Here is a 24,738-nt window from a genome sequence, read left to right as displayed (position 1 = left end):
CGTTAGGTCAGACCTTCGGCCACGAAATGAGGGTTGTCGAACCCTGGCTTGCCGTACCGCAGGGGCTCGCCGCCGGTGGTCCGGACTTGCCCGCCGGCCGCAGCCAGGACTGCATGACCGGCCGCGATATCCCACTCCATCGTGCGTCCGAGGCGGGGATAGAGATCGGCTTCCCCGCCGGCCACCAAGCACAGCTTGAGGGACGAGCCGGCATTGGTGGTCGAGGCCACTCGGCGCCCCAGAAGGAATGCGTCGAGCGTCGCGGTATCGCTGTGGAAGCGGCTGGCCACTACCACCAATCCGGATTCAGGTACGGTTCGGCACCGGATCGGCCGCCGGCCGCCGTCATCTTCGACATAGGCCCCGTGGCCAACCGCGCCGGCAAACAGCCGGTTGAGCGCGGGGGCCAACACCACGCCGAACACCGGGCGGTGCCGATGCACGAGGGCGATGTTCACGGTGAACTCGCCGTTCCGGCTAATGAATTCCTTGGTGCCGTCGAGGGGGTCGACCAGTCAAAACCAGTCGCCGACTCCAGGGGTATGACCCGCCGCCACGGCTGCCTCAGCCACCACTGGTATTCCTGGGGCCAGGCGCTCCAAGGCCGGGGTAATAATGGCCTCGGCCCGGTCGTCGGCCTGGGTCACCGGCGACCGGTCCTTCTTGCCCGGCACGGCAAAGTCGGTGGCGTAGACCTCCATGATCGCGGCGCCGGCGGCCCGGGTGATGGCGATGACCTCGGCTTGCCAACTGGCCCCCGCGATCACCGGTTCGTCCACGACGGACCTGCCTTTTCTGGGGTACTGCAGCCAATATACACACAGCGCCGGGACACCGATCAGAACGCATTACCGAATTGGTCCATGAAACTCACCCACTTGCAGCGCCTGGAAGCCGAAAGCATCCACATCATGCGGGAGGTCGTCGCCGAGAGCGATAACCCCGTCATGTTGTATTCGATCGGCAAGGACAGCGCCGTGATGCTGCACCTGGCGAAGAAAGCGTTCTATCCGTCTCCGCCCCCGTTTCCGCTCCTCCACGTGGACACCACCTGGAAATTCCAGGCGATGTACCAGCTCCGGGAGCGGATGGCCCGCGAGTTGGGCATGCAGTTGCTCGTGTATCAGAACCCGGAAGCCAAGGCGTTGGGCATCAATCCGTTCGACCATGGCTCGCAGATCCACACGGACATGTGGAAGACCCAGGGCCTCAAACAGGCGCTCGATCTCCACGGGTTCGACGCGGCCTTTGGCGGCGCCAGGCGCGATGAAGAAAAGTCGCGGGCCAAGGAACGGATCTTCTCATTCCGGAGCGACCAACACCGGTGGGACCCCAAGCTCCAGCGTCCGGAGCTCTGGCGCTTGTACAACGGCCGGAAGCACAAGGGCGAGTCGATCCGGGTGTTTCCGATCTCGAACTGGACCGAGCTGGACGTCTGGCAGTACATCCACTTGGAGAACATTCCGATCGTGCCCCTGTACTTCGCCGCCCTGCGTCCGGTGGTCGAGCGGGACGGCACCCTGATCATGGTGGACGACGATCGGATGCGGCTCCTGCCTGGTGAGACGCCGATGATGAAGAAGGTCCGGTTTCGGACCCTCGGCTGCTATCCGTTGTCCGGCGCGATCGAGTCAGAGGCCGACACGTTGGTCGGGATCATCCAAGAAATGCTCCTGACCCGGACGTCCGAGCGGCAGGGTCGGATGATCGATCACGACACCGCCGCGTCGATGGAGAAGAAGAAGCAGGAAGGGTACTTCTGATATGGCCCATGTTTCCGATTTGATCGCGAGCGACATCGAAGCCTATCTGCACCAACACGAACGAAAGAGCCTGCTCCGGTTCATTGCCTGTGGGTCGGTCGACGACGGCAAGAGTACGGTCATCGGTCGCCTGCTCTACGAGTCAAAGATGTTGTTCGACGACCAAGTCGCCGCCATCGAATCCGACTCGAAGAAATGGGGCACCCAGGGCGGCGAGATCGATTTCGCGCTGCTGGTCGACGGTCTGGCCGCCGAGCGGGAGCAGGGGATCACAATCGACGTGGCCTACCGGTTCTTCAGTACCGACCGGCGGAAGTTCATCGTGGCCGACACCCCGGGGCACGAGCAGTACACCCGGAACATGATTACCGGCGCCTCCACCGCCGACGTCGCGGTCATCCTGATCGACGCCAGGAAAGGGGTTCTGACCCAGACCCGCCGCCATAGTTACCTGGTGAGTCTGATCGGGATTCGGAAAGTCGTCCTCGCGATCAACAAGATGGACCTGGTCGATTTCTCGGAGCCGGCCTTCCGCCAGATCGACCAGCAGTACCGGTCGTTTGCGGAGCAGATTGGTCTCGCCGACATCACCTCGATCCCGCTCTCGGGCCTCAAGGGCGACAACATGGTCGACCCGAGCCCGCGAACGCCATGGTACCACGGGCCGACGTTGATGGAGTTTCTCGAGACCACCGAGATCGACGAGGAACCTCTTCAAGCCGGTCCGCTCCGCCTGCCGGTCCAGTGGGTCAACCGGCCGAACCTCGACTTCCGGGGCTTCTGCGGCGTGATCACCGGCGGGTCCGTCAAGCCCGGCGACCGGATTCGGGCCCAGCCGTCCGGCCGGGAAAGCCGGGTGGCTCGGATCGTGGCCGTCGACGGCGACCTGCCCGAAGCGGTGGCCGGCCAGTCCGTGACCCTGACGCTGGAAGACGAGATCGATATTTCGCGTGGGGATCTCATCTCCGCCGCCGAGTCGCCGGCCGAAGTCGCCGACCAATTCGAATGCACCATTGTGTGGATGGCCGATGAGCCGATGTTGCCCGGCCGGCCCTACCTGCTCAAGATCGGCGCTCGAACGGTCAGCGCCACGATCACCGAGCCGAAATACAAGGTCAACGTCAATACGATGGAGCACCTGGCCGCCAAGAAACTCGACTTGAACGAGATTGGCGTCTGCAACATTGCCCTCGACCGCGTGGTGGCGTTCGACCCCTACAGCACCAACCGGGATAGCGGCGGTTTCATCCTGATCGACCGGATGACCAACAACACGATCGGCGCCGGGTTGCTGCATTTTGCGCTCCGGCGTTCCCATAACATCCATCTGCAGCACCTCGACATCGACAAGAGCGCCCGGGCCCGCCTCAAGGGCCAGCGCCCGGTGGTGCTGTGGTTCACCGGCCTCTCGGGGGCCGGCAAGTCCACGATCGCCAACCTGGTCGAAAAGCGGCTTCACGCCATGGGGCGGCATTCCTACCTCCTCGACGGCGACAACGTGCGCCACGGTCTGAACAAGGATCTTGGCTTCACGGACGCCGACCGGGTCGAGAACATTCGTCGGGTGGCTGAGGTGGCCAAGTTGATGGTTGACGCCGGGCTGGTCGTGCTGACCGCATTCATTTCACCGTTCCGCTCCGAGCGGGCCTTGGCCCGGAGTCTCCTCGGCGAGAATGAGTTCGTTGAAATCCACGTCGACACCCCGCTCGAGGTGGCGGAGTCGCGGGACGTCAAGGGTCTCTACCAGAAGGCTCGCCGGGGAGAACTCACCAACTTCACCGGTATCGACTCACCCTATGAACCGCCGGAGACACCCGACCTGCGAGTCAATACCGTGGGGACGACGGCCGAGCAGGCGGCGGATCAGGTCCTCGAGCGCCTCCGGGTGCTGGGGTTGATCGATCCATGACCCTGCAACAAGCGGTGGTGACCCTGGCCCTGGTCGTCCTCGTGGTCGAGTTGGTGCGCGACAAGCGGTCGCCCGCCACCGTGTTCGGCGGAGTGGCGCTGGCGTTTGTGCTGATCGACTACGTCGATATCGACACCAGCCTCCGGCAACTGACGAATACCGGCTTGGTCACGGTCGTGGTGCTGCTGTTGCTGTCGGTGGTGCTTGACAAGGCCCAATTGCTCGAGGCCGCGGCCGATCGGGTGGTCCGGGGCCCCTATCGGCTGGCCTTGACCAAGCTCTACGTCGCGACGGCCGCCTATTCGGCATTTCTGAACAACACGGCCGTGGTGGCGTCACTGCTTGGCCCGCTCCGCCAATCGCGGCAGCACTCACCATCGCGTCTCTTGCTCCCGATGTGCTTCGCCGCCTCGCTCGGCGGGATCCTGACCCTGGTGGGTACCTCCACCAATTTGTTGGTGAACAGCCTCCTGGTCGGCCGCCAGATGCCGGCGCTCCACATGTTCGATTTGTTCCCGGTCGGGATTCTGATCGTGGTGGCTTGCGGAATCACGATGGTGCTCCTGTATCCCTCGATTCTCAAGGAACAGCCGCCGGTGGACGATGTGGCGTCGGACTACTTCCTCGAGGCCACGGTGAGCCCGACCTCTCGCTTGGCGGGCCGCTCGGTGCGGGCCAATGGGCTCCGGAATCTGGCTCATTTGTTTCTCACCGAAATCGTCCGAGGCGGCCGGGTCATCGTGCCCGTCGAGCCGGACGAGGCGATTCAGGCCAACGACGTCCTGGTCTTCACCGGCGACATCACCCGGCTCGATGTGCTGGCCCAGTTCGACGGGCTCAAGACCCACGGGGACCACTACGACTTGCCAACCGATAACTTGGTCGAGGTGGTCGTGGCCGTCCACTCCACCCTGGCCCGGCGGACGATCAAGGAAGCCGATTTTCGTTCCCAGTTCGACGCGGCGGTGATCGCGGTGCGACGGGGCAGCGAACGACTGGCTGGCGCCATCGCCAACGTGCCGCTCGAGGTGGGCGACACGCTCGTCCTGGTGGTCGGTCAGGACTTCGAGAAACGCAACAACCTGGCCCGAAACTTCGTCGTCGTCTCCCGCCGCGAGGTGCAGAAGTTCGTGGATCAGCGAAAGGGGCTCCTCGGGCTAGCCGGGTTCCTGGCCGTGGTGATCCTCTCGGCAGCCGGGGTGTTCGACTTTCTGAAGGGCCTGCTCATTCTACTGACGCTCTTTCTGGCCGCGGGCCTCGTCAAGTCGAGCGACTTGCGGCGGAACATGCCGTATAGCCTGATCATCATCCTGGCATCGGCCCTGGTGATTTCCCAGGTGATGATCAACACCGGTACCGCGGAACTCCTGGCCGGCGGCCTCCTGACCGGGGCGGAAAATGTCGGCCCCTACTGGGCGCTCGGAATCATCCTGCTGGTCACCTGGGTCTTGACCGAGGTGATGAGCAATAACGCCGCGGCGGCCCTGGCCTTCCCGGTGGCTGTCGGCGTGGCCCAGAAACTCGGACTCGACCCGATGCCGTTCGTCATGGCGGTGCTCTATGGGGCGAGTTGCAGTTTCATCACGCCGTACGGGTATCAGACGAACTTGATGGTGATGTCGCCCGGACGGTACACCCTATCTGATTTCGTCCGCGGCGGCCTCCCGATCGCGATCGTGTTCTTGATCGTCGCGCTGCTTGCCATCCCGGTGTTCTTCCCCTTTTACTAGCCCCAGTCAACCGCTGGAGTTGCCATGATCGTCCCGTCGCCCGTGACGCGTGGGGTATTCGTTGTTGCGTTGCTCGCTGCCGTGTCAGCTCGCGGTGTCTCCCAAACGCGATCCGTGACGTTCACGACGACCGAGGGGACCTGGGTGTCGCTGGACGTCGCGCCCGACGGGCAGACCATCGTCTTCGAGCTACTCGGCGATCTCTATCGGCTGCCTCGGAAGGGCGGGAAGGCGACGCCGATACTGACCGGGACGGCCTTCCAATCGCAACCGCGATTCTCGCCAGACGGCGGGTCGCTGGTGTTCGTGAGTGACGGGAGCGGGTCCGATAATGTGTGGATTGCGGCGGCCGATGGGACCAATCCGCGGCAACTGACCAGGATTCCTCGGTCGCTGGTTATCTCGCCCGCGTGGTCTCCTGACGGGCGGGTGGTGTACGCCACGGTGGTCGAAGGTCGCAACGCCGCGGAGATTTGGCGATTCGACGTCTCGACCGGAGCCGGCGAAAAGCTGATCCCGAACCGAAACGGTCCGCCCTCGCAACTCGTGTCCACCCCCGCGCCGGGCGGGTACGGCCCGTATCCGAGCCCCGACGGCCGGTCCCTCTACTATGCGAGCGTGACGCCCAGCGTCGCGCGGAGCACCGTGCGGGCCCAGAGCGTGGTGGTGCAGCACGATCTTGCCACTCGCACCGACCGCTCGCTGGTCCTCGAGAAGAGCGTCGCAATCAAACCGGTCATCTCGCCTGATGGACGGTGGCTGGTGTACGGAGCCCAAAGCCGGGGCCAGACCGGGCTCCGGACCCTGGATCTCGTGACCGGCGGAGAACGGTGGCTCAAATTCCCGTTGCAGCGGAACGAACTCGAGTCGCGGGCCTCCCGCGATCTGCTGCCGAACTATGCCTTCACGCCTGATTCGAGGGCGGTGATCGCCGGGTACGGGGGCCAGATCCACGAACTCGCGGTCGCTGGAGGGCCGGACGCGGCGGTTCCGTTCCAGGCCACGGTCATCGCGGACCTCGAGGAGCCGCTTCGGTTCTCCACGCGGTTGACCGACGCGCCGGTGCGAGGCCGGATCATCCAGCAGCCGGCCCTCTTCTCGGATGGCCGGGTGGCGTTCTCGGTTCTGGCCCGGATCTACTTAGCCACTCGTGAAGGCACGGTGACTGAGCGCCTAACCGCCACGGAACATCCCCGTGAGTTCATGCCGGCGTGGTCGCCGGATGGCCGGTGGCTCGCGTTCGTCACCTGGGGCGCTGAAGGCGGGTACCTGTGGAAGGCGCGGAGTGACGGGACGGGAGAGCCGGTGCGTCTCTCCGAGGTTCCGGCATTGTGGGCCGACCCGGTGTGGACGCCGGCCGGCGACAGTATCGTCGTGCTTCGCGGGGCCGCCAGTTCGAGTCATGCCGTCACCGGCGTGCCGCCCGATGCCGATCTGATGATCCTGTCGGCTGAGGGAGGAAAGGGACGCCGCGTTGCCGCCGCCGGAGGTGCCAGGCGCCCCCACTTCGGTGGTGATCGCCGCCGGGTCTTGGCCGCGGCCGGGAATGCGCTCGTGGCGATCGAACTCGATGGGGGAGGCCGCCGGACGGTTGCCGTGCTGCCGCCGGCTCCGGGCTTCTTTGCCGGCCCGGGGGAACTCCGCCTGAGCCCGGATGGGACCCGGCTTGCGGCGATGTTCGACGAACGGTTGTACCACCTTCCGTTGCCGGCCGAGAATCCGGCCCAGCCGCCGGTCGTCGAGGTGGCAAACCCGTCCTCCGGCGCTGTACTGGTCGGGGAAGGGGCGCCCGCCGGCTTCACCTGGTCGTTGGATGGCGCCACGCTCGCCTGGGTCAACGGGGCTCGGCTCAGCCGGACAGCGGTCGCCGCCCGCCTCGGCGTTCAGGAGCACCGCCTCGTCGTCGAAGTGCCGCGAGCCAGGCCGTCCGGGAGTGTCGTGCTCCGGGGTGCCAAACTCCTCACCATGCGCTCGGGCCAAATCATCACGCCCGCCGACCTCGTGATCACGAACAACCGGATCGTGGCGCTCGGCCTCCAGGGTACGGTCCCGTTCCCAACGGGTGCCCGGGTGATCAACGTGTCTGGCAAGGTGATCGTCCCGGGCTTCGTCGATGTCCACGCCCACCTGGGCCAGCGGCACGAGTTACTGGAGCCGGAGGGTGGGTTGTCGTACGCGAACCTCGCGTTCGGGATGACGACGATTCGGGATCCGCAGACCGGACCGGACGTCTTCGCCTACGCCGACCTGACCGAGATCGGTGAGGTGCTGGCCCCCCGGGTGTTCTCGACCGGCCCCGGCATCTTCGCCGAGCGGAATTTCGGGTCGCTCGAGGACGCCCGTTGGTTGCTGACCCGGTATCGCGATGACTACGGCACCCACCTGATCAAGTCCTACATCGTCGGCAACCGCCAACAACGCCAATGGATGGTCCAGGCCTGTCGCGAGTTGGGACTGATGCCGACCACCGAGGGCGGCGCCGATACTAAAATGGACCTGACCCACGCGATCGACGGGTTCAGCGGCAACGAACACTCGGTGCCGACGACGCCGATTTTCCGGGACGTGGCCGAGTTCCTTGGCCAAAGCGGCATGACCTACACCCCCACGCTGCTCGTCACCTTCGGCGGGGCCCTCCCGATCTACCGGGTCCAGCCGCGGGAAAAGGCTTACCGCAACGTCAAACTCCAGCGCTTCGTACCCGCGGACGAACTCTATCGCCGCTCGGCCGGCACCATGCTCGGCCATCCCGACGAGGACTACAATTATCGGGAGGCCTCGGCCGGCGCGAACGCGATCCAGAAAGCCGGGGGCAACGTCGCCGTCGGCGGGCACGGCGAAATGCCGGGGTTGCAGGTCCACTGGGAGATGGGCCTGCTCGCCGAGGGTGGGATGGCGCCCCACGACATCCTCCGGTCGGCAACCATCAACGGCGCCGAGGCGTTAGGTCTCGGTCGGGACCTCGGGAGCCTGGAGGTCGGCAAGCTGGCCGATCTGGTGGTGCTCGATCGCGATCCGCTGGTGAACATCCGCAACACCACGTCGATCCGTTTCGTTATGAAGAACGGCGTCCTCTACGAAGGCGAGACGCTCGACCAAATCTGGCCGGCTTGGGTTCGGTTGCCCGCGCCGTGGTGGCGGCGGGAATAGCGCGCCGGGTGGTCGCTTAGTTTCTCGGTGGCCTCGTGGGTGTTCGGATCATGGTCAAGTACATCGTTTCGACCTTGGCGCGGGCCCACGGGGTGCGTCGAAGGAACGCCAGGCTTGACGCCACACTCGGGTTGGTGGTGAAACAGGCGACCGTGACCTCCCGGCCCATTCGCTCCCAGCCGACCTGCTCGACGAGTTCGTCGAGCATTCGGTGGAGCGTGATTCCGTGCAACGGATTGTTGGGGTGGTCCTTCGGGGCGGCCATGCTCTGGTGATGACCCCTAACGCCCGTCGGCCAACCGGCTGAGCGCGGCGAGAATCATCTCGTTGGTGGGCCGGATATTGTAGTCGACTTCCGTCGCTCGTCGAACCGGGCGACGCCCACCAGGCCAGCGCCGAACGACTTCGCGATCCGCTTCACCTCCATGGTCATCGCGGCGGGGTTGGCGACCGGGAGCGGTTGGTCGCTGCCCGGCCGATGGGCCGTGAACAGGTCGGTGAAGCCCTCGTGGCGGCCGTCGTCACGCTTCAGGTCGGCGAAGACATCGGCGATGTGCCAGGACGCGTTCCGATAGGCGTAGTCCCACACCGTGAAGCCCTCGACGGCGCGGGCCTTGGCCCCGGACATGAAATAGCCCTCGTAAAATGCCCGGGCCTTGGGCCCTGAAACCTCGACGTCCCAATCCGACCGATTGAAGATGTCGTCGCGTTGGTTGAAGCGAACGAAGTCGGGCCCGATGACGATCCCGTCACCGAGCCCGACTTCGGGAATGGCAATGGTGGCCGGATCGTTCAAGGCGTCAACGCCTGCTTCGGCGCCAACCGGGCCGCCCACAGACCAGTGTTGAAGTCGGTGAAGAGGACGTGGCCCTTCCAAGGCATCGCGTTCATCACGAACGAGGCGTTCGGCGTGTACCCTTTCGGATCGTACGGCTTGAACACCGCGATTTCCCGTCCTTGCTGGGCCAAGTTGCCCAACAACTGGCCCGACACGTCGACCAACCGGACGCCACCCTCGTAGAAGGCCTGATAGAGGATGTCGTCTTGGACGATGATGTCGTGGGATCCGAAGTCCTCAATCTCGTACCGGCCGACTGCTTTCGGCTTCATCGGGTCGGCAAAGTCGACGATGTGGACCAATCCCGCCGAGGTCTGGGGGACGCCGCCCGGCGTCGTCATCTCGTTGCGGTAATTGGTGCCGGCCCAGACCCGGTTCGAACGGTTCATCTCTTCGTCGCCGATGAAGAGATAGGTCTTGCCGGTCGACGCCTGGACGTACGGGAAGATCTCGTGGCCGCTGTTGACGTCGTAGACCGTGATCAGCTTCGGATTCTCGATCGTGCCGCCGTACTTCCCGTTGCCGACGTCCACCACCACGGTGCCGGCGCCGCCCTGCGCCGAGTAGGCAATGCCGTCGTGGACCCAAAGGTCGTGGACCCGGGCGTTCGGATGCCGGTATTCGCTGACGTACTTCGGATTCTTGATGTCCCGGACGTCGATGATGATGTACTTGGCCCCGCCCGAGACCGCGAACAAGTAGTCGTTGGTGGCGAACATATTGTGGACGCCGCCAGTGAGTTCCTGGTTGAACGTCGAGGCGATTGTCGGATGGGCCGGGTTGGCCAAGTCGAGAATCACGACGCCGTTGACCCGGTTCGAGGCGCCCTCCCGCGACAGGACGCCGTAACGGCCATCGGGCGACACCGTGACGTCGTTGATCGTCCGGGCATCGATCTTCACCGAATCGGTCTTGACGACGTTGTTGAGGTCGGTGATATCATAGACGAGTCCCCAGCCGTCGCCGCCCCAGGTGCCTACGAGGGCATAGTCGCGCCCATCCTTGCCGGTCCACGGCCACAGGTCGGACGTGTGGGTGTTGTTGATTTCCCCTCGGCTGGTGACCAGGATCGGCCGGCGGGCTTCCCGCGGTTTCACTTCGATGGTTCGCTCGGCAAAATTGTTCCCCGACCGGGCGATCAGGGTGTAGCGGCCGGGGTAGTTGCCGGTGAAGAGCCCGAACTGGACAATGCCCGCTCCGCCCGGCATCCCCGAGGGGCCCACGGTGTCGGCGGGCACATAGCTGTAGGACCACGTAATCGGGGCTTCCGGCGCCGGCCGCCCGTCAGCGCGGCGGGCCGTGGCGGTGAGTTCGACCACGTCACCGGTCCGGATCGTCGTGTCCCGAATCCCGATGGCAATCGTGGTGACCGGATTGGACGCCACGGTGTGGGTGACGCTGGCGGACTGCCCTTCGGCATCGGCGGTAATCGTGACCGAGCCGGCGGCTACTGTCCGAACGTTACCGAACCGATCGACCGTCGCCACCCCGGCGTTCGAGGTGCGCCAGGTTGGGGTAAGGCTCGGCCGCTCGCTGCCATCGGGATGAGTGCCTTTGGCCGAGTGGGTCACCGTCGAGCCGGTGTAGAGCCGGGTGGCCGCCGTCAGCATTTGGAGCTTGGCGAGGGCCGGCCAGGTGACCGTGACCCCGATTTCGAGTTGCAGGGGCGCGCACTCGGCGCCGCCGCAAGCGCCGGGTCGTTCGGCCACGGCCACCAGCGTGTGCTTCCCAGCTTGGAAGGCGTGAACCATTCCGTCGCTATACGCCACCGCCCGCCGGCCGGCAAACACCCGGATCGTGGCGTCGCGGACTTCGCGGCCTTGGGCGTCGAGCGCTTTGACCACCACCCGCGCCGAGTCGCCGGCCCGCATGGTCAGGGCCGCGGGCTCGGCCACCAACTTGGCCACCGGACCGGTCTGGGCCGCGAGTGACGGGACGACAAGCAGGGTCGCCAGAATGGCGCGGCTGAACGAACGGATTAGCTTCATAGGAGTAGGTCCCCGGGCGAGAAATCGAAGTTCAAGCGGTTACTGGAATATGGAACGATGCTGATGAATAGCTTCATGCGCAAGGCGACCCTGGTCGCGGCGGTCTCCGGCCCTGGTTCGTTGGCGGCGCAGGCGCCGGCGCCGGCCGCCCCCACCGCCAACTATTGGGTCTACGTGGGCGCCGAATCGGCCGACGCGATCTACCGGATTCGGTTCGGACCCGGCGGCACGGCGGTCGAAAAAACCATTGCGATCGGCGAGTTGGCCGCCGAGATGGAAGGCCCCCACGGGCTGGTGATCTCCCATGACGGCAAGTATCTCCACATGACGACCGGCCACGGGTTTCCGGACGGCAAATACTGGCGGTATGTCCTCGGACCCGACACCCTGATGGGGCCGGGTACCCTGCTCGGCAACTTCCCGGCCTCGATCGAGATCTCGCCCGACGGGCTCTACGCCATTGCCGCGAATTTCAACCTCCATGGTGACATGGTGCCGTCGTCCCAGTCGGTGATCTACACCCCGACCCAGACCGAAGTGGCGCGGGTGGTGACCTGCACCATGCCGCACGGGAGCCGGATCGATCCGAGCGGGCGGCTTCACTACTCCGGCTGCATGATGGACGACCAGTTGGTCGAGATCGATACTCGGACCTTTACCGTGTCGCGCCGGTTCTCGTTGGCCAAGGGTGCCGAGCAGCCGCTCGACAAGGCGGACCGGGGCGAAATGGGGGGCCATCTTCAAACCGCCGCCGTGTCCGGCAAACCTGCCGTTGACCCCGCTGACGTCGGCTACCAGGGCATGCGCCACCAGATGAAGCCGAATTCTTGCTCGCCGACCTGGGCCCAACCGTCGGCGGACGGCAAGAAGGTCTACGTCGCCTGCAACAAGAGCGATGAGATTCTCGAAATCGACCGCGACGGGTGGGCCGTGTCCCGCCGGTTTCCGACCGGTCGAGGGGTGTACAATCTCGCCGTCACACCGAATGGCAAGCTCCTCGTGGCGACGCTGAAGCAGGGCAGCGGGGTCCAGGTATTTGACCTTGGCACCGGCACCAGTGTCGCCCAATTCAAGAGTTCGACCACGGTGAGCCACGGGGTGGCGCTCAGCTCGGATTCGCGGTACGCGTTCGTGAGCAGCGAAGGGGTGGGGGCGGCCCCAGGCAAGGTCGATGTGTACGATCTGACCGCACTCGCGAAGGTCGGGACCGTGGACGTTGGCCAGCAGGCCAGCGGGATCGCGTTCTGGAAGACGGAACCGGCCCATTAGTTATTCTCCTCATAAGATGGGGTGAATGACTTGCGTTTCTCTTTAAGGGGGTGCATATTGTCCTCGTAAAGTGAGGAGAATATGTACGTCTGGGAGTGCCGGGGCTGGCCAAGATTCCGCTGGAACGTCGACACCCTGCTGGGGTCGTTGGCATCCACCCGCCTGAAGCAGGGCCGGCTTCTGGGCACCATGATCCGGCTGGGCTTCGACCTCAAACGGGAGGCTCAGCTCGCGACGCTGACCGAGAACGTCATCAAGAGTTCGGAGATCGAGGGCGAGGTTCTCGAAGGGGCGGCGGTTCGATCGTCGATTGCCCGGCGGTTGGGTGTCGCCGAGGCGAGCGTGACCCCGGCCGACCGGCGGACCGAAGGGGTGGTCGAGATGATGCTCGACGCCACCGAGCGGTACGACGCGCCGCTGACCATGAAGCGGTTGTTCGGGTGGCATGCGGCGCTGTTTCCCACCGGCTATGCGGGGGCTCGCCCAGTCCGGGTCGGGGCCTGGCGGAACGACGCCGATGGTCCGATGCAGGTGGTCTCGGGTCCGCTTGGACGGAAGCGCGTTCACTACCAAGCTCCGCCGGCGCCGAAGGTGGCCGCCGAAATGGCTCGTTTCCTCGAGTGGTTCAATCGCCGGACCGAACCGGAGGGATTGCTTCGGGCCGGCCTGGCCCATTTGTGGTTTGTGACGCTTCATCCGTTCGACGATGGGAATGGTCGGATGGCGCGCGCCATTGCCGATCAGGCGTTGGCGCAATCGGAAGGCTCGTCGCAGCGGTTCTACAGCATGTCGAGCCAGATCCGGAAGGAGCGGACCCAGTACTACGACCTGTTGGAGCGGACCCAGCGGAGCGGTCTCGACATCACCGAGTGGCTGAGTTGGTTTCTTGAATGCCTGGCCCGCGCCATCGATGGTGCCGGAGTGGTATCGGCCACGGTGCTCACCAAGGCGGATTTCTGGGAGCGCTCGGCCCGCGAGCCGTTCACGCCGCGTCAGAAACTGGTCTTGAACCGGTTTCTGGATGGGTTCGAGGGCAGCCTAACGGCCAAGAAGTGGTCGGTGATCGGCAAGTGCTCGGTGCCGACGGCGCAGCGTGATCTCAACGACTTGGTTGAGCGCGCCCTTCTGCGACGGAACCCTGGCGGGAGTAAGAACACGAGTTACCGTCTCTAATCATCGAGGCTCGACGGACCAGCTTCGATCCACATCCAGATCCCAACGAGGTCCTGATGCTCCTCCGTCTTGCGACGTACCGCGCCGCAGCGATCGCCATCCTCTGCACGGTGCAACTCTCCGCCCAGACCCGGCCGAACGCCGCCGCCAATCCCGATGTCCTCGGCGCCGAGCGGCTGTTCTCGGCCTGGATGGAAGGCCAGATCGCGTACCGCGGACTCCCCGGGATCGTGGTCGGGGTTGTGGCCGACCAGGAGTTGGTCTGGGCCGCCGGATTCGGGTACGCCGACACCCAGGCCAAGCGGCCGATGACCGCCGGGACCAAGTTCCGGATGGCGTCTCACAGCAAGCTGTTCACCGCTACCGCCATCATGCAGCTCCGCGAGCAGGGCAAGCTCGGGCTCCATGATCCGGTCGCCAAACATTTGCCGTGGTTTCATGCCAAACCGGCCGATCCGGGCGACGCGCCGATCACGATCGAGGAGCTGCTGACCCATAGCTCCGGGCTCCCGCGCGAGGCGGGGCCGCACTGGACGACCTACGAGTTCCCGACCCAGGATGAGCTCCGGAAGCTGATCACCGAGCGGCAGGCCGCGTTTTCGCCGGAAGTCCGCTGGAAGTACTCGAACCTCGCCTACTCGCTGGCGGGGATGATCGTCGAAACCGTGAGCGGTGAGACCTGGGCCGACTACGTCCAGAACCACATCTACGCGCCGTTAGACATGGCCGCGTCGAGTGTCGACCGGACCGATCCCGGCTTGGCGGTCGGGTACGGCCGTCGGATGCCGGACGGATCCCGGGTCGTGATGCCGTTCGTCGACGCCCGCGGGATGGCCTCAGCCACCGGAATCACCTCGACGGTCGAAGACATGGCGAAGTTCGTGTCGGCCCAATTTCGGACCGGGCCGATGGGCGGCAGGCAAATCGTGAGCACCGGGTCGCTTCGGGAAATGCACCGGGTCCGAATGCTCGAGAACAACTGGACGCAGGGCAATGCCATCGGCTTTGCGGTGAACCGGATTCGAGACAAGACCTATGTTGGCCACGGTGGCGGGTACCCGGGCTATACCACCCAAACCTTGATTCAACTCGACAGCCGAGTCGGGGTGATCGTGCTCACCAATACGAACGACTCGAATCCGTTCGACATCGCGATGCAGTTGATGAGCACCGTGGGCGAGGCCGTGGCCAAGGCGACGGCGACCGAGCCCAAAGTCGTGGCGTGGGATCCGTCATGGGCCCGGTTCGCAGGATTCTACAGCGGGCGCGGGGGCGATTCCCAAGTGGTGCTCCTGAACGAGCGGTTGGTCATCATCACGCCCAATGGAGCGAACGTCGACGACCCGGTTCGGCTCGAACCCCTTGGCAACGGGCTCTTCCGGTATGTCGCTCCGGTGGGGGGCGGGCCCGTCGGCGAGGTGGTACGGTTCGTCGAGGAGGGCGGCCGGGTGGTCCGGATGATTACCGGCGATTCGTACGTGGATCGGGTCCGATGAGGAGCGCCAGCGCCTTGGCCTTCGCGGGCCTGCTCGCCGGGGTCGGCGGATGCGCGGAGAAGCCGATGCCCGCCGCCGATGCCGGCACCAAGGCCAAGGTTACGCCGGGCTGGCAGTGGTCGATCGATAGCGTTCGGAAGGTGGTCGGTGCCGTTCGGGCCGGGAAGAGTCTCAAGCCGAAGATCTGGCCGAACGGTGCCAAGGTGGCGGTGCTGCTGTCGTTCGACGTCGACAACGAAACCATCCCGATCCGGTTCGGCGAGCCCACGGTTGGCGCGCTCTCGCAGGCGCAGTACGGCGCCCGGGTCGGCCTCGGGCGGATTCTCGGGCTGCTCGACCGGAACGCGATCCCGGCCACCTTCTTCATTCCGGCCGTGAGCCTGATGATCACGCCGGAAATGGTGGGCCAGATCAAGCAGGCCGGGGTCCATGAGTTCGCGGTCCACGGGTGGATCCACGAACTCAACACCACCTTGCCGGGTGACATTGAGAAGGAACTGGTCCAGCGGGCCGTCGATACCCTTACCAAGCTGACCGGCACCAGGCCCGTGGGCTATCGAGCGCCGTCGTGGAACATGAGCCCCAACACGATGCGGATCGTCCAGGAACTCGGCTTTCTCTATGAAAGTTCCCTGATGGCCGACGACGTACCGTACGAGTTAGTGGCGGACGGGAAGCCGACCGGTGTCGTGGAGTTGCCGGTCGAGTGGATCAAGGACGACGCCCCGCTCTACGATCCCCGCGGCAACGCCTACAGCCCGCCGCGTGAAGTGGCCCAGGTCTGGATCGATGAGTTCGACCGGGCCTATGACGAGGGCGGGATGTTCCTGCTCACCATGCATCCCCATATCAGCGGGCACGGATCGCGGATGGTGGCGCTCGAGCTGTTGGTGGCCCATGTCAAGAAGCGGACTGGGGTCTGGTTTGGAACTCACCGGGCCGCCGCCGAGTGGGTGAAGGCGCCGCACTGACCCTGCCGGCCGGACGCCGTCATCCTGGTTTGGAACGGATGGATCGAAGCCGTCGGCGACCGGGCCACGACCCCGATTCCTCGCGGTACCTGGGTCGTCGATCTCCGCGGCCGATTCGTCACCCCGGGCTTCGTCGGCATGCATTCGCCCATCGCGATCGGGGCTTGGGCATTCGACACGGTCCAGGGTCGCCCGACGCTACGGTATGACTGTGATGGGGCCGCGACGAGGGGGCTGGCTCGAACCGCCCGGCGGATCGAGTGGGTGGTCCAGAGCGGCCGGATGAGCAAGCCGGGAGGGTTCGGGCCCCCGACCCATGCTCGGCTGGGCTGTCGCCGCCGCCGGTGCCCGCTTGGCCGACGTATGCCGAGGCCGCCCCATGCCGGTACACGAGCTCACCACCGCTGTGGCCGACCTGATACCCGGCCACCATGAGTCCCGCCGCCGCGAACACAGTAACGACGCGGGCCGCCGACCCCGCCTGACTCCGGAGCAGCCGACCGCCACCAGCCAGGCCCGGGTTGGGTCCCCGGCGATCTGGAGAAAGACCCGAGGGTAGTGATGGGCCGGATTGAGGTGGAGATGCGCAAGCAACCGCTCGGCGAGTGCCTCGACGTCCCGGTTGATCAGGAGCAAGAGGCCCGACCCGGCCGCGAGCACGAGAAGCCCCTTGGCGGCCTCAAGGAGGGCGACGGCTCGGAGCCCAAATCCGGGGCGATCGGAGGGTAGGGGCACGCCTGATCAGCGAGTAGTGCCGGTCAGCCGGTTGTACCGGGCTAGGATGGCCCGTACCTGGTCGTGGGGAATGGCCCACGACCGCCGATAGTCGGCCCCGTCCATCGTCTCAGCCGCCATCAGGGCGTTCAGGATGGCCTCTTCGGTGGCCTCGACGGTCGCGGTGAAGACCGGGTCCATTAGGCCCGATCCGATCCGCTGCATCGTCGGCGCCGGCAAGGTCGAGCGGCCGCTGTTGCCCCAGTCGATGCCCCGATTGGCCGTCGAAAAAGCGATAAAGATGTCGCCCGAGCCATTGCCGTTGTTGGATCCCATCCGCCCCATGCCTAACGCCACCCGCCGGACCACCCGCTTCAACTGATCGGGCGACAGCGGCGCATCGGTCGCGACCGCGATGATGATCGACCCCTGCTCGGGTTCTTCCGCCGGCTGATCCGAGGGCGCCGGGCTCGAGGCGCAGACCGGGATCGCCTTGCCATCGAAGGCCATGACCGGGGGATCGATCCGTTGGGCCACGCAGGGATCGACGCCGGTGACCTCCCGCCCCACCGGGATGCCCGCGATCCGGAGTTGGGTCCTGGTCCCGTAGTTGCACTGGACCAGGACCCCGACCATGAAGCCGCCGTCAGTGGCCGCCAGCTTCCGGGAGGCCGTTCCGGTGCCGCCTTTGAAACCGTGGCAGTTCATCCCGGTGCCGCCCCCGACGTTCCCCTCGGTGACCGGGCCGGCCTTCGCGTTCTCGAGGGCCTGAAACGCGTGCTCGGCCTTCACGTGCAGGCCCTTCATGTCGTTCAACCCGCCGTCGGATGTTTCCGCCACGACCGGATACCAGAACGGGCCCGGGGCGTTTCGCTTGACCATCCAGTCGACCACCGCATCGCGGACGGTGCCGACACTCAAGGTGTTGGTGATCATGATCGGGGTTTCGAGCACTCCGACCTCCTCGATCCAATGAGTACCGGTCATGTCGCCGTTGCCATTCCCGGCATAGAAGGCGGCGAAGACCGGTTCGAGGGTGGCTTTGCCCCGGGGCAGAATCGCGGTCACCCCGGTTCGAACCGGCCCTTGGCCGATGACGCGTTTTCCGCTGCCCTTGATCAGGGTGACAAAGCCGACCTCGACCCCGGCCACATCGGTGATCGCATTGAGCGGACCGGGCGTCCCGTCGAGCGGAATGCCGAGATCGCGGGCGCGGGATTTCGGTTGCGCGTGGATCGTGAGAGGCGCGGCGAGTGCTGCGATCGCAGACAGGGCGGCGACGAGCCGGAGGACGGGGCGGGTCATGTCAGGGCTCCTGGGTCAGGTGGTACGACCAACGGTTTTGTGGAGACTGCTGCGCGCCATCAGGGCGCCGACTAAGGTCAGGACCCCGCCCAGCACGAGCGCGGCACCGGGAAAATAGAAGGGGGCTCGGGGTCCGGTGAACCACGAAAACGTGTTGGCCATGAGGGGCGGTCCGACAATCGACGTCAGACTCATCAGGCTGGTGAGCGCGCCCTGCAACTCGCCCTGCTCGTTCGGCGGTACTTGACCGGAGATCAGCCCCTGGATGGCCGGCCCGGCAATCCCGCCGAGGCAGTACACCACGGTGAAGGCGAACATCATCCAGGTCGCCGTGGCGGCGGCGTAGAGGAAGAAGCCGAGACTGTACACGCCGAGCCCCAAGTAGACGCTCCGGACCTGGCCCAGTTTCGGGATGATGACCCGGATCAGCCCTCCTTGAACGATCCCGACCGCAAGTCCCACCATCGCAATCGAAAGCCCGACCATGCGTTCATTCCACTGGAACTTCTCGATCGTGTAGAACGACCAATTGCTTTGGACCGCGTGGGCGGCGATCTGGAGCAGGACCAGCGAGCCGACCAGGCCCAGGATGACCGGGTATTTCCGGAGGTTCTTCAGCGACACCAGCGAGTTGGCCCGCTTCCAGTCGAACGGGCGGCGGTGTTCCTGCCCCAGCGACTCGGGAAGGACGAAATAGCCGTAGAGCCAGTTTACGAGCGTCAGGACGGCCGAGGCGATGAAGGGAAGTCGGGCGCCATAGGGTCCGAGCAGTCCGCCGATCAAGGGGCCCAGGATGAACCCCATGCCGAACACCGCGCCGATCATCCCGAAGTTCTGGGCTCGCTTCTCGGGCGGCGAAACGTCGGCGATGTAGGCGGAGGCCGTGGTGAAGGACGCCCCCATGATGCCGGCAATGATCCGGCTCAGGAAGAGCCACCAGATTGTTGGGGCCACGGCCATGAAGATGTAGTCGAGCCCGAAACCGAACAACGACGCGAGGAGCACCGGCCGGCGGCCGAACCGGTCACTCAAGCCGCCCATGATCGGGGCAAAGAGGAACTGCATTGCCGCATACGAGAACGTCATCCAGCCGCCCCACCGGGCCGCGTCGCTCAGGGTGCCGGCGGTCAGGTGGGTGATCAGTTTCGGCATGACGGGGATGATGATCCCGAGCCCCGTCACGTCGATCAATAACGTGATCAGAATGAAGCCAAGGGCTGGCGTCCGCGTGGACGACATGGCAGAGTCTCTCAAATGGGGGGGGGCGGCCAGCGCGAATAATAGACGGAATCCGCCCGGACGCTACGCCACCGAGTAGGAACGGCGGTAGATTCGACGACCATGAACCCTGACCGTTGGCTCCGTTCCGCCAGCTTGCTCCTGGCGGTGGTGGCCGCCCCAACCTCCGGTCACGCGCAGTTGGCCGCCGGACCTGATACCGGCTACCTCCGCACCCACTATCAGAAGCGCGAAGCCATGATTTCGATGCGGGACGGGGTCAAGTTGTTTACTGCGATCTATAGCCCCCGCGACCCGGGTCGGCCCGCGCCGATCCTGCTGACCCGCACACCATACAGTGCCGCCCCGTACGGACCGGCCAGCTATCCCCGGTTCATCGGCCCGGGTCCCGGCTTTGCAGCGGGCCGCTGGGTTTTCGTGACCCAAGACGTGCGGGGCCGCTACCGCTCCGAAGGCCACTTCGTGCATATGACGCCGCACCGGTCGGACAAACGGGGTCCCGCCGACGTCGATGAGAGCACCGACACGTACGACACGATTGACTGGTTGATCAAGAACGTGCCGGGTAACAACGGCCGGGTCGGTCTCTGGGGCATTTCGTACGGCGGGTTCTTTGCCGCGGCCGGGTCGATCGCGGCCCATCCCGCGCTCAAGGCCGTTTCGCCGCAGGCACCCCAGACCGACTGGTTCCTGGGTGACGATACCCACCACAACGGCGCCTTCTTCCTGACCTCGACCTTCAACTTCATGGCGGCGTGTGGCCGGCGGGGCACCGGCACCTCGATGACCTGCGGCCGGCCCTTCGATTTCGGTACCACCGACGGCTACCAGTTCTTCCTGAACCTTGGCCCCCTCGCCAACGTCGACGCCAAATACTTCAAGGGTGAGGTTCCCGGCTGGACCGAAATGATGGAGCACGGTACCTACGATTCGCTCTGGCAGTCGCGGAACATCCTGCCCCACATCAAAAACATCACGCCCGCGGTCCTGACGGTCGGTGGGTGGTACGATGCCAACAACTTCTATGGTGCCTTGCACCTGTTCGAAACGATCGAACGCCAGAGCCCGGCCACCGACAATGCCATTGTGATCGGACCGTGGTACCACGGGCAATGGGCCCGCGATCCGGGGGCGGCCGTTGGCAAACTCGGCTTCGGTTCCAACACCTCGGAGGAGTATCAGAACAACATCCTCCGGCCGTTTTTCGAGGCCCATCTCCTGGGCGCCGGCCAGGCTAAGCACCCCAAGGCGTATGTCTTCGAGACCGGGTCCAACCGGTGGCGGACCTTCGACACTTGGCCCCCAAAGGAAGCCGCGGCCCGATCGATCTACCTCGGAGTCGGGAAGACGCTGTCGTTCGAGGCGCCTCGGGCGACGCCCGGTAACCCGTTCGAGGAATGGGTGACCGACCCCGCGAAACCCGTATCCTTCGTCCCGGGCCTGAGTACCGACATGGATCCCGACTACATGGCAGAAGACCAGCGCTTCGGGGACGGCCGGGCCGACGTGGTAAGCTATCGCGGCAACCTGCTTACCGAAGACCTGACCGTGTCGGGCCCGGTGAGTCCGACCCTCTTCGTATCGACCACGGGTACCGACGGCGACTGGGTTGTTAAATTGATTGACGTTCATCCCAATGGCTTTCAGGAGTTGGTCCGGGGCGATGTGGTCCGGGCCAAATTCCGGAACAGTTTCGAGCACCCGGAACCACTGACACCAGGGCAGGTCACCCGGCTCGACTTCGTGATGCCCGACGTGATGCACACCTTTCGGCGCGGGCACCGGCTCCTCGTGCAAGTGCAGGGGAGTTGGTTCCCGCTGGTGGACCGAAACCCGCAAACGTTCGTCGATATCTATCGGGCTCAGGAATCGGATTTCCAAAAGGCGAGCCAGCGGGTGTACCGGACGCCGACCGAGAGTTCCCGGATCGTGGTGAATGTGTTGCCGTCGCGGCCGATTCCCTGACCGAACCCCCCACCCCAAGGGAGAGAGCATGAGCCTGAGAGTCCTGAGCTTCGCGGTCATCGCTGATTTCGGGATTGCCAAGGCCGTGACCGAAGCCACCGGGGCAACGCTCACCGCCTAAGGCAGTCAGATCGGGACTCCGTCCTATCTGAGCCCCGAGCAAGCCTCCGGCGAAGACAACGTCGGGCCTCGGTCGGGCATCTTCTCGCTCGGGGTTGTCTTGTACGAGTTGCTCCCCGGCGAGCTCCCGTTCGGGGGTACCACTGTCCAGAGCCAGATTGCCCGCCGCCTCCATGAAACGCCGATGCCCGTTCGGGTGCTCCGCCCGGAAATTCCCGAGGCCCTGGTGATCCCAGTTGATCCCAGTTGTGCCGAAGCGAGGCGCGGGAATCCTGATCGGACTTGTCGGCGTCGTCGGGATCCTCGCCGCTCGCCCGGAAACCGGCCCGGGGACGACCAACCGGCGGGCCAACGAGGCGTTCCTGCAGGGCCGGTGGCACTGGAGCAAACGCGACCAGGCGGGGTTCGAACAGGCGACTCGCTACTTCGAGGAAGCGATCGCGGCCGATTCAGGTTTCGCCAAGGCGTGGGGTCCTTGTTCCGAGGTCGAGGGGCTACCTATCGAGGTCGCCGATCAAGGCGGTGCTCGCCGGGCGCTGCCGCTTGATCCGGGCCGAGACGTGCTCTACCTCTCGCATCACCCGCAGAAAGTTGCCCCCGATGATCTTCTTCACCTGCTCGTCGGTGTAGCCGCGGCGAAGCAGTTCGGCCGTCAGGTAGGGGTAACGAGAGACGTCTTCGAGCCCCTTCGGATGATTGGTCAACGACCCGAAGTCGGCGCCGTACCCGACATGATCGATCCCGGCCACCTTGATGATGTGGTCGACGTGATCGGCCACCTCCGCGAGCGTTCCCGGCTCCATCTCGTTCATCGTCTTGGTGAGCCACGCCAGGTATTCGCTCGACGCCCGTTTGGGGTCGTCCGGATACCTGGCGTTGAAGTCGCGCTCCCGGTCCAAGATGCCGGCCGCTTGCTCGGCCGCGATCGCATTGACGAAGCCCGGGAAGATGTTCACCATCACGATCCCTCGGTTCTTCGGCATCAATGCCAAAATGCTGTCCGGCACATTGCGGGCGTGGTTGGCAAGGGCCCGGGCGGATGAGTGGCTGAAGATCACCGGCGCTTCGGACACCCGGATCGCATCCGACATGGTGCCGTCCGAGACGTGGGAAATGTCGACCATCATGCCGACCCGGTTCATTTCCCGAACCACTTCTTCGCCGAACTTGGTCAGACCGCCATGCCGCGGCGCCTCGGTCGCGGCATCCGCCCAGGCGGTGTTCCCCCCGTGGGTCAGGGTCAGGTACCGAACCCCGAGTTCATAGAACATCCGGAGGTTGGCGAGCGAGTTCTCGATCGCGTAGCCGCCCTCGATCCCGATCAGCGAGGCGATCTGGCCGCCGGCGTGAACCCGCGCGATGTCGGTGGCCGTGGTGGCCCAGCCGAGCGACGGCGACTGGGCCGTCATCCGCCGAATCACGTCGATCTGCTCGAGGGCGTACCCGGCGCCGCCGCGGTCGGCGAAAGAGGCCGGCACGTAGGCGGCCCAGAACTGTCCCCCAACCAGGCCCTGTTTCAACCGGGGGAGGTCGGTGTCGATGTTCTCGAGCCGGTCCTCCGGGTTCATCTTGGCCAGATCGTTATCGGCCCGCTCGCGGAGCATTTCCGGAAGATCGTTGTGGGTGTCGATCATCGGGATCGCCCGGTGCAATGCTTTGGCGCGGGCGAGGTTGCGGTCGGCGGATTGAGCCAGAGCCGGTTGGCACAGGCCGAGCAACAGAACGACGGTCAGGAGGCGCATCGGAACCTTGTTGGGGATGGGTCAGGTTCGCGAATCGTACTTGGGCCGGCGGCACCCGACAACAGTTGGTTCATCGGAAGTGCGGCATCGGCTGGCGAGGAGGCAGGGGGCCCCCGCATCTTGGAGTGCAGCCGGGCTGACCCGGCTGCTCATGTTGGAGGTTGTCGGATGACCGACCCATCTCAGGCGAGCCCGGCTTGGCGAACCTGGACCAAAGAGCACCTCGAACGCGAGTACTCTCCGAGTAGCACGGTCCCGGACATCGGAGCTGAGATCGAGGCCTACGTCCGGGACAGCGCCGCCGCGCGGGCCGCGTATCCTCCCCTGACCGTGCGATACCGAGAGGATCCGAGCGGGACCATCGACCTGTTCCGGCCCCCGGGGCCCGGGCCCCATCCGGCGCTGATCTATATCCACGGCGGCTATTGGCAGGAGCTCTCGAAGAACGAATCGGCCTTCATGGTGCCGGCGCTCCTCGCGCACGGCGTGGCCGTCGCGGTGGTGGACTACCAACTCGCGCCGGCCGCTCGCCTGCCCACGATCGTGGCCCAATGCGCCGACGCCTGCCGCTACTTGGTCACCGAAGCGGGTTCCCTCAGCCTCGACCCCGCCCGCCTCGTGGTCTCCGGTTCGTCGGCCGGCGGGCACCTGGCAGCGATGGTGTTAGGCGACGTCACCGGCCTGGCCGGTGGTGTCTTGCTGAGCGGGGTCTACGATCTCGTTCCCCTGGTCGGGACCTCCATCAATGACGCCCTCGGCCTCGACGAACCCGCCGCCGAGCGCCTGAGCCCCAGCGGCCGGTCGATGATCGCCGCTGTTCCCCTGGTCGTGGCGGTCGGTGAGGTCGAGACCGGCGAGTTCCATCGCCAGACCGCCGAGTTCGCCGAGCAAAAGCGAGCCGGGGGGCATCTGGTCACGAATTTTCAGGCAGCGGGACGCCATCACTTTGACCTGCCGTATGACCTCGGCAACGCTGAATCCCGTCTGGGGCGGCTGAGCTTGGTCATGATTCAAGGCAACCAGCGATAAGCTTCAACCCGCCCTCGACTTCTCGGAGACGCCGAAGGAGTACGTGGTGCGGATGGAGATCCCCGGCGTGATCCGGGACGATCTTGAGGTGAACCTGGATGGGAACCTTCTGACGGTCGGCGGAAAGAGAGAGCTCCGCAAAGAGGAAAAGGGTGAGGACTTCCTCTGGGAGGAAAGGATCGAGGGACGGTTTGCCCGAACGCTGCGGCTTCCGAAGATGGAGCCGGCCATGAAGAGTAAGATCACGATCAAGTAACCCCACCACTCGGGCAGCTTCGCCGCCGCTCCCGGTACCTGTCGGCCCCGGGAGCGGTTTCTCGTTAAGTTCGGGGATCAA

At 65.2% G+C, this 24,738-nt stretch carries 19 protein-coding genes and 1 pseudogene; 12 read left to right on the top strand and 8 right to left on the bottom strand.

The genetic code is table 11. From position 1 onward, the window contains the following. Positions 1-2: 2 nt before the first annotated feature. A pseudogene (gene cysQ / locus EXR94_01145) lies at positions 3-701 on the bottom strand (3'(2'),5'-bisphosphate nucleotidase). Between the two features lie 162 nt (positions 702-863). Between cysQ and cysD the strand changes: the two are divergent. Genes cysD through EXR94_01125 form a run of 4 tightly spaced genes read left to right on the top strand, consistent with a single transcriptional unit; the run spans position 864 to position 8,552 of the window. After that, positions 864-1,763: a sulfate adenylyltransferase subunit CysD gene (gene cysD / locus EXR94_01140; GenBank protein ID MSR01334.1), complete on the top strand. Its 900-nt coding sequence runs from the start codon at positions 864-866 to the stop codon at positions 1,761-1,763. 1 nt (position 1,764) lies between these two features. Next, the gene (gene cysN / locus EXR94_01135; protein MSR01333.1) at positions 1,765-3,672 is read left to right on the top strand and encodes a sulfate adenylyltransferase subunit CysN; all 1,908 of its coding nucleotides are present in this window, start codon (positions 1,765-1,767) and stop codon (positions 3,670-3,672) included. Then, the gene (locus tag EXR94_01130) at positions 3,669-5,402 is read left to right on the top strand and encodes an SLC13 family permease (GenBank protein ID MSR01332.1); all 1,734 of its coding nucleotides are present in this window, start codon (positions 3,669-3,671) and stop codon (positions 5,400-5,402) included. The genes cysN and EXR94_01130 overlap by 4 nt, the downstream gene beginning before the upstream one ends. A 24-nt stretch (positions 5,403-5,426) precedes the next feature. Beyond that, positions 5,427-8,552, top strand: a complete 3,126-nt coding sequence (locus EXR94_01125; GenBank protein MSR01331.1) for a hypothetical protein — start codon at positions 5,427-5,429, stop codon at positions 8,550-8,552. Positions 8,553-8,568: 16 nt separating this feature from the next. Here EXR94_01125 and EXR94_01120 read toward each other — a convergent pair whose 3' ends face one another. The 3 genes from EXR94_01120 to EXR94_01110 are packed head-to-tail and all read right to left on the bottom strand — an operon-like array spanning position 8,569 to position 11,378. Beyond that, complete coding sequence (locus tag EXR94_01120; protein MSR01330.1) at positions 8,569-8,817, bottom strand: DUF2132 domain-containing protein; 249 nt, start codon at positions 8,815-8,817, stop codon at positions 8,569-8,571. A 54-nt stretch (positions 8,818-8,871) separates the two neighbouring features. Further along, entirely contained in the window at positions 8,872-9,348 is a 477-nt protein-coding gene (locus tag EXR94_01115) for a hypothetical protein (GenBank protein MSR01329.1), read from the bottom strand. Beyond that, positions 9,345-11,378 carry a hypothetical protein gene (locus EXR94_01110; protein MSR01328.1) on the bottom strand — a complete coding sequence of 678 codons (2,034 nt, stop codon included), beginning with the start codon at positions 11,376-11,378 and terminating at the stop codon, positions 9,345-9,347. The genes EXR94_01115 and EXR94_01110 overlap by 4 nt, the downstream gene beginning before the upstream one ends. Before the next feature lie 63 nt (positions 11,379-11,441). Here EXR94_01110 and EXR94_01105 point away from each other — a divergent pair, with 63 nt between their 5' ends. The 4 genes from EXR94_01105 to EXR94_01090 all read left to right on the top strand — a co-directional run bounded on the left by EXR94_01105 (position 11,442) and on the right by EXR94_01090 (position 16,287). Beyond that, positions 11,442-12,647 (top strand): YncE family protein, encoded by a 1,206-nt coding sequence (locus EXR94_01105; protein ID MSR01327.1) that lies wholly within the window; start codon positions 11,442-11,444, stop codon positions 12,645-12,647. An 81-nt stretch (positions 12,648-12,728) separates the two neighbouring features. Continuing rightward, complete coding sequence (locus tag EXR94_01100; protein ID MSR01326.1) at positions 12,729-13,820, top strand: Fic family protein; 1,092 nt, start codon at positions 12,729-12,731, stop codon at positions 13,818-13,820. A gap of 56 nt (positions 13,821-13,876) precedes the next feature. After that, on the top strand, positions 13,877-15,316 hold the full coding sequence (locus tag EXR94_01095; GenBank protein MSR01325.1) for a class A beta-lactamase-related serine hydrolase: 1,440 nt from the start codon (positions 13,877-13,879) through the stop codon (positions 15,314-15,316). A 65-nt stretch (positions 15,317-15,381) separates the two neighbouring features. Beyond that, positions 15,382-16,287 carry a polysaccharide deacetylase gene (locus EXR94_01090; protein MSR01324.1) on the top strand — a complete coding sequence of 302 codons (906 nt, stop codon included), beginning with the start codon at positions 15,382-15,384 and terminating at the stop codon, positions 16,285-16,287. 198 nt (positions 16,288-16,485) lie between these two features. Here EXR94_01090 and EXR94_01085 read toward each other — a convergent pair whose 3' ends face one another. From EXR94_01085 to EXR94_01075, 3 genes are read right to left on the bottom strand one after another with little or no spacing between them, the layout of a single operon-like run. Beyond that, positions 16,486-17,022 carry a DUF2127 domain-containing protein gene (locus tag EXR94_01085; protein ID MSR01323.1) on the bottom strand — a complete coding sequence of 179 codons (537 nt, stop codon included), beginning with the start codon at positions 17,020-17,022 and terminating at the stop codon, positions 16,486-16,488. Between the two features lie 6 nt (positions 17,023-17,028). Continuing rightward, a complete protein-coding gene (locus tag EXR94_01080) occupies positions 17,029-18,306 on the bottom strand; it encodes a S58 family peptidase (protein MSR01322.1) in 1,278 nt (425 codons plus the stop codon). Between the two features lie 15 nt (positions 18,307-18,321). Beyond that, on the bottom strand, positions 18,322-19,545 hold the full coding sequence (locus EXR94_01075) for an MFS transporter (GenBank protein ID MSR01321.1): 1,224 nt from the start codon (positions 19,543-19,545) through the stop codon (positions 18,322-18,324). A gap of 102 nt (positions 19,546-19,647) precedes the next feature. Here EXR94_01075 and EXR94_01070 point away from each other — a divergent pair, with 102 nt between their 5' ends. Both EXR94_01070 and EXR94_01065 read left to right on the top strand, forming a co-directional pair. Continuing rightward, positions 19,648-21,510 (top strand): CocE/NonD family hydrolase, encoded by a 1,863-nt coding sequence (locus EXR94_01070; protein ID MSR01320.1) that lies wholly within the window; start codon positions 19,648-19,650, stop codon positions 21,508-21,510. A 130-nt stretch (positions 21,511-21,640) separates the two neighbouring features. After that, entirely contained in the window at positions 21,641-22,177 is a 537-nt protein-coding gene (locus EXR94_01065; protein ID MSR01319.1) for a hypothetical protein, read from the top strand. Here the strand turns inward: EXR94_01065 and EXR94_01060 are convergent. Continuing rightward, positions 22,125-23,372: a membrane dipeptidase gene (locus EXR94_01060; protein ID MSR01318.1), complete on the bottom strand. Its 1,248-nt coding sequence runs from the start codon at positions 23,370-23,372 to the stop codon at positions 22,125-22,127. The two genes, EXR94_01065 and EXR94_01060, sit on opposite strands and share 53 nt — an antisense overlap. Before the next feature lie 168 nt (positions 23,373-23,540). On the opposite strand from EXR94_01060, the gene EXR94_01055 reads away from it, so the two are divergent. Beyond that, on the top strand, positions 23,541-24,401 hold the full coding sequence (locus tag EXR94_01055) for an alpha/beta hydrolase (protein MSR01317.1): 861 nt from the start codon (positions 23,541-23,543) through the stop codon (positions 24,399-24,401). Positions 24,402-24,447: 46 nt separating this feature from the next. Further along, positions 24,448-24,657 carry an Hsp20/alpha crystallin family protein gene (locus tag EXR94_01050; protein MSR01316.1) on the top strand — a complete coding sequence of 70 codons (210 nt, stop codon included), beginning with the start codon at positions 24,448-24,450 and terminating at the stop codon, positions 24,655-24,657. Positions 24,658-24,738 lie beyond the last annotated feature (81 nt).

This window comes from Gemmatimonadota bacterium, from assembly GCA_009692115.1.
GTDB lineage: Bacteria > Gemmatimonadota > Gemmatimonadetes > Gemmatimonadales > GWC2-71-9 > SHZU01.
Note: the sequence above shows the minus strand (reverse complement) of the source record. Positions and strands in the feature narration are given on the sequence as shown.

Bases quoted from the DNA above. Each gene is read 5' to 3' on its own strand.
- EXR94_01120 (MSR01330.1), bottom strand. From the start codon at position 8,817: ATGGCCGCCCCGAAGGACCACCCCAACAATCCGTTGCACGGAATCACG.
- EXR94_01055 (MSR01317.1), top strand. From the start codon at position 23,541: ATGACCGACCCATCTCAGGCGAGCCCGGCTTGGCGAACCTGGACCAAA.
- EXR94_01110 (MSR01328.1), bottom strand. From the start codon at position 11,378: ATGAAGCTAATCCGTTCGTTCAGCCGCGCCATTCTGGCGACCCTGCTT.
- EXR94_01080 (MSR01322.1), bottom strand. From the start codon at position 18,306: ATGACCCGCCCCGTCCTCCGGCTCGTCGCCGCCCTGTCTGCGATCGCA.
- EXR94_01070 (MSR01320.1), top strand. From the start codon at position 19,648: ATGAACCCTGACCGTTGGCTCCGTTCCGCCAGCTTGCTCCTGGCGGTG.
- cysN (MSR01333.1), top strand. From the start codon at position 1,765: ATGGCCCATGTTTCCGATTTGATCGCGAGCGACATCGAAGCCTATCTG.
- EXR94_01130 (MSR01332.1), top strand. From the start codon at position 3,669: ATGACCCTGCAACAAGCGGTGGTGACCCTGGCCCTGGTCGTCCTCGTG.
- EXR94_01060 (MSR01318.1), bottom strand. From the start codon at position 23,372: ATGCGCCTCCTGACCGTCGTTCTGTTGCTCGGCCTGTGCCAACCGGCT.
- EXR94_01095 (MSR01325.1), top strand. From the start codon at position 13,877: ATGCTCCTCCGTCTTGCGACGTACCGCGCCGCAGCGATCGCCATCCTC.
- EXR94_01105 (MSR01327.1), top strand. From the start codon at position 11,442: ATGAATAGCTTCATGCGCAAGGCGACCCTGGTCGCGGCGGTCTCCGGC.
- EXR94_01100 (MSR01326.1), top strand. From the start codon at position 12,729: ATGTACGTCTGGGAGTGCCGGGGCTGGCCAAGATTCCGCTGGAACGTC.
- EXR94_01090 (MSR01324.1), top strand. From the start codon at position 15,382: ATGCCCGCCGCCGATGCCGGCACCAAGGCCAAGGTTACGCCGGGCTGG.
- EXR94_01125 (MSR01331.1), top strand. From the start codon at position 5,427: ATGATCGTCCCGTCGCCCGTGACGCGTGGGGTATTCGTTGTTGCGTTG.
- EXR94_01075 (MSR01321.1), bottom strand. From the start codon at position 19,545: ATGTCGTCCACGCGGACGCCAGCCCTTGGCTTCATTCTGATCACGTTA.
- cysD (MSR01334.1), top strand. From the start codon at position 864: ATGAAACTCACCCACTTGCAGCGCCTGGAAGCCGAAAGCATCCACATC.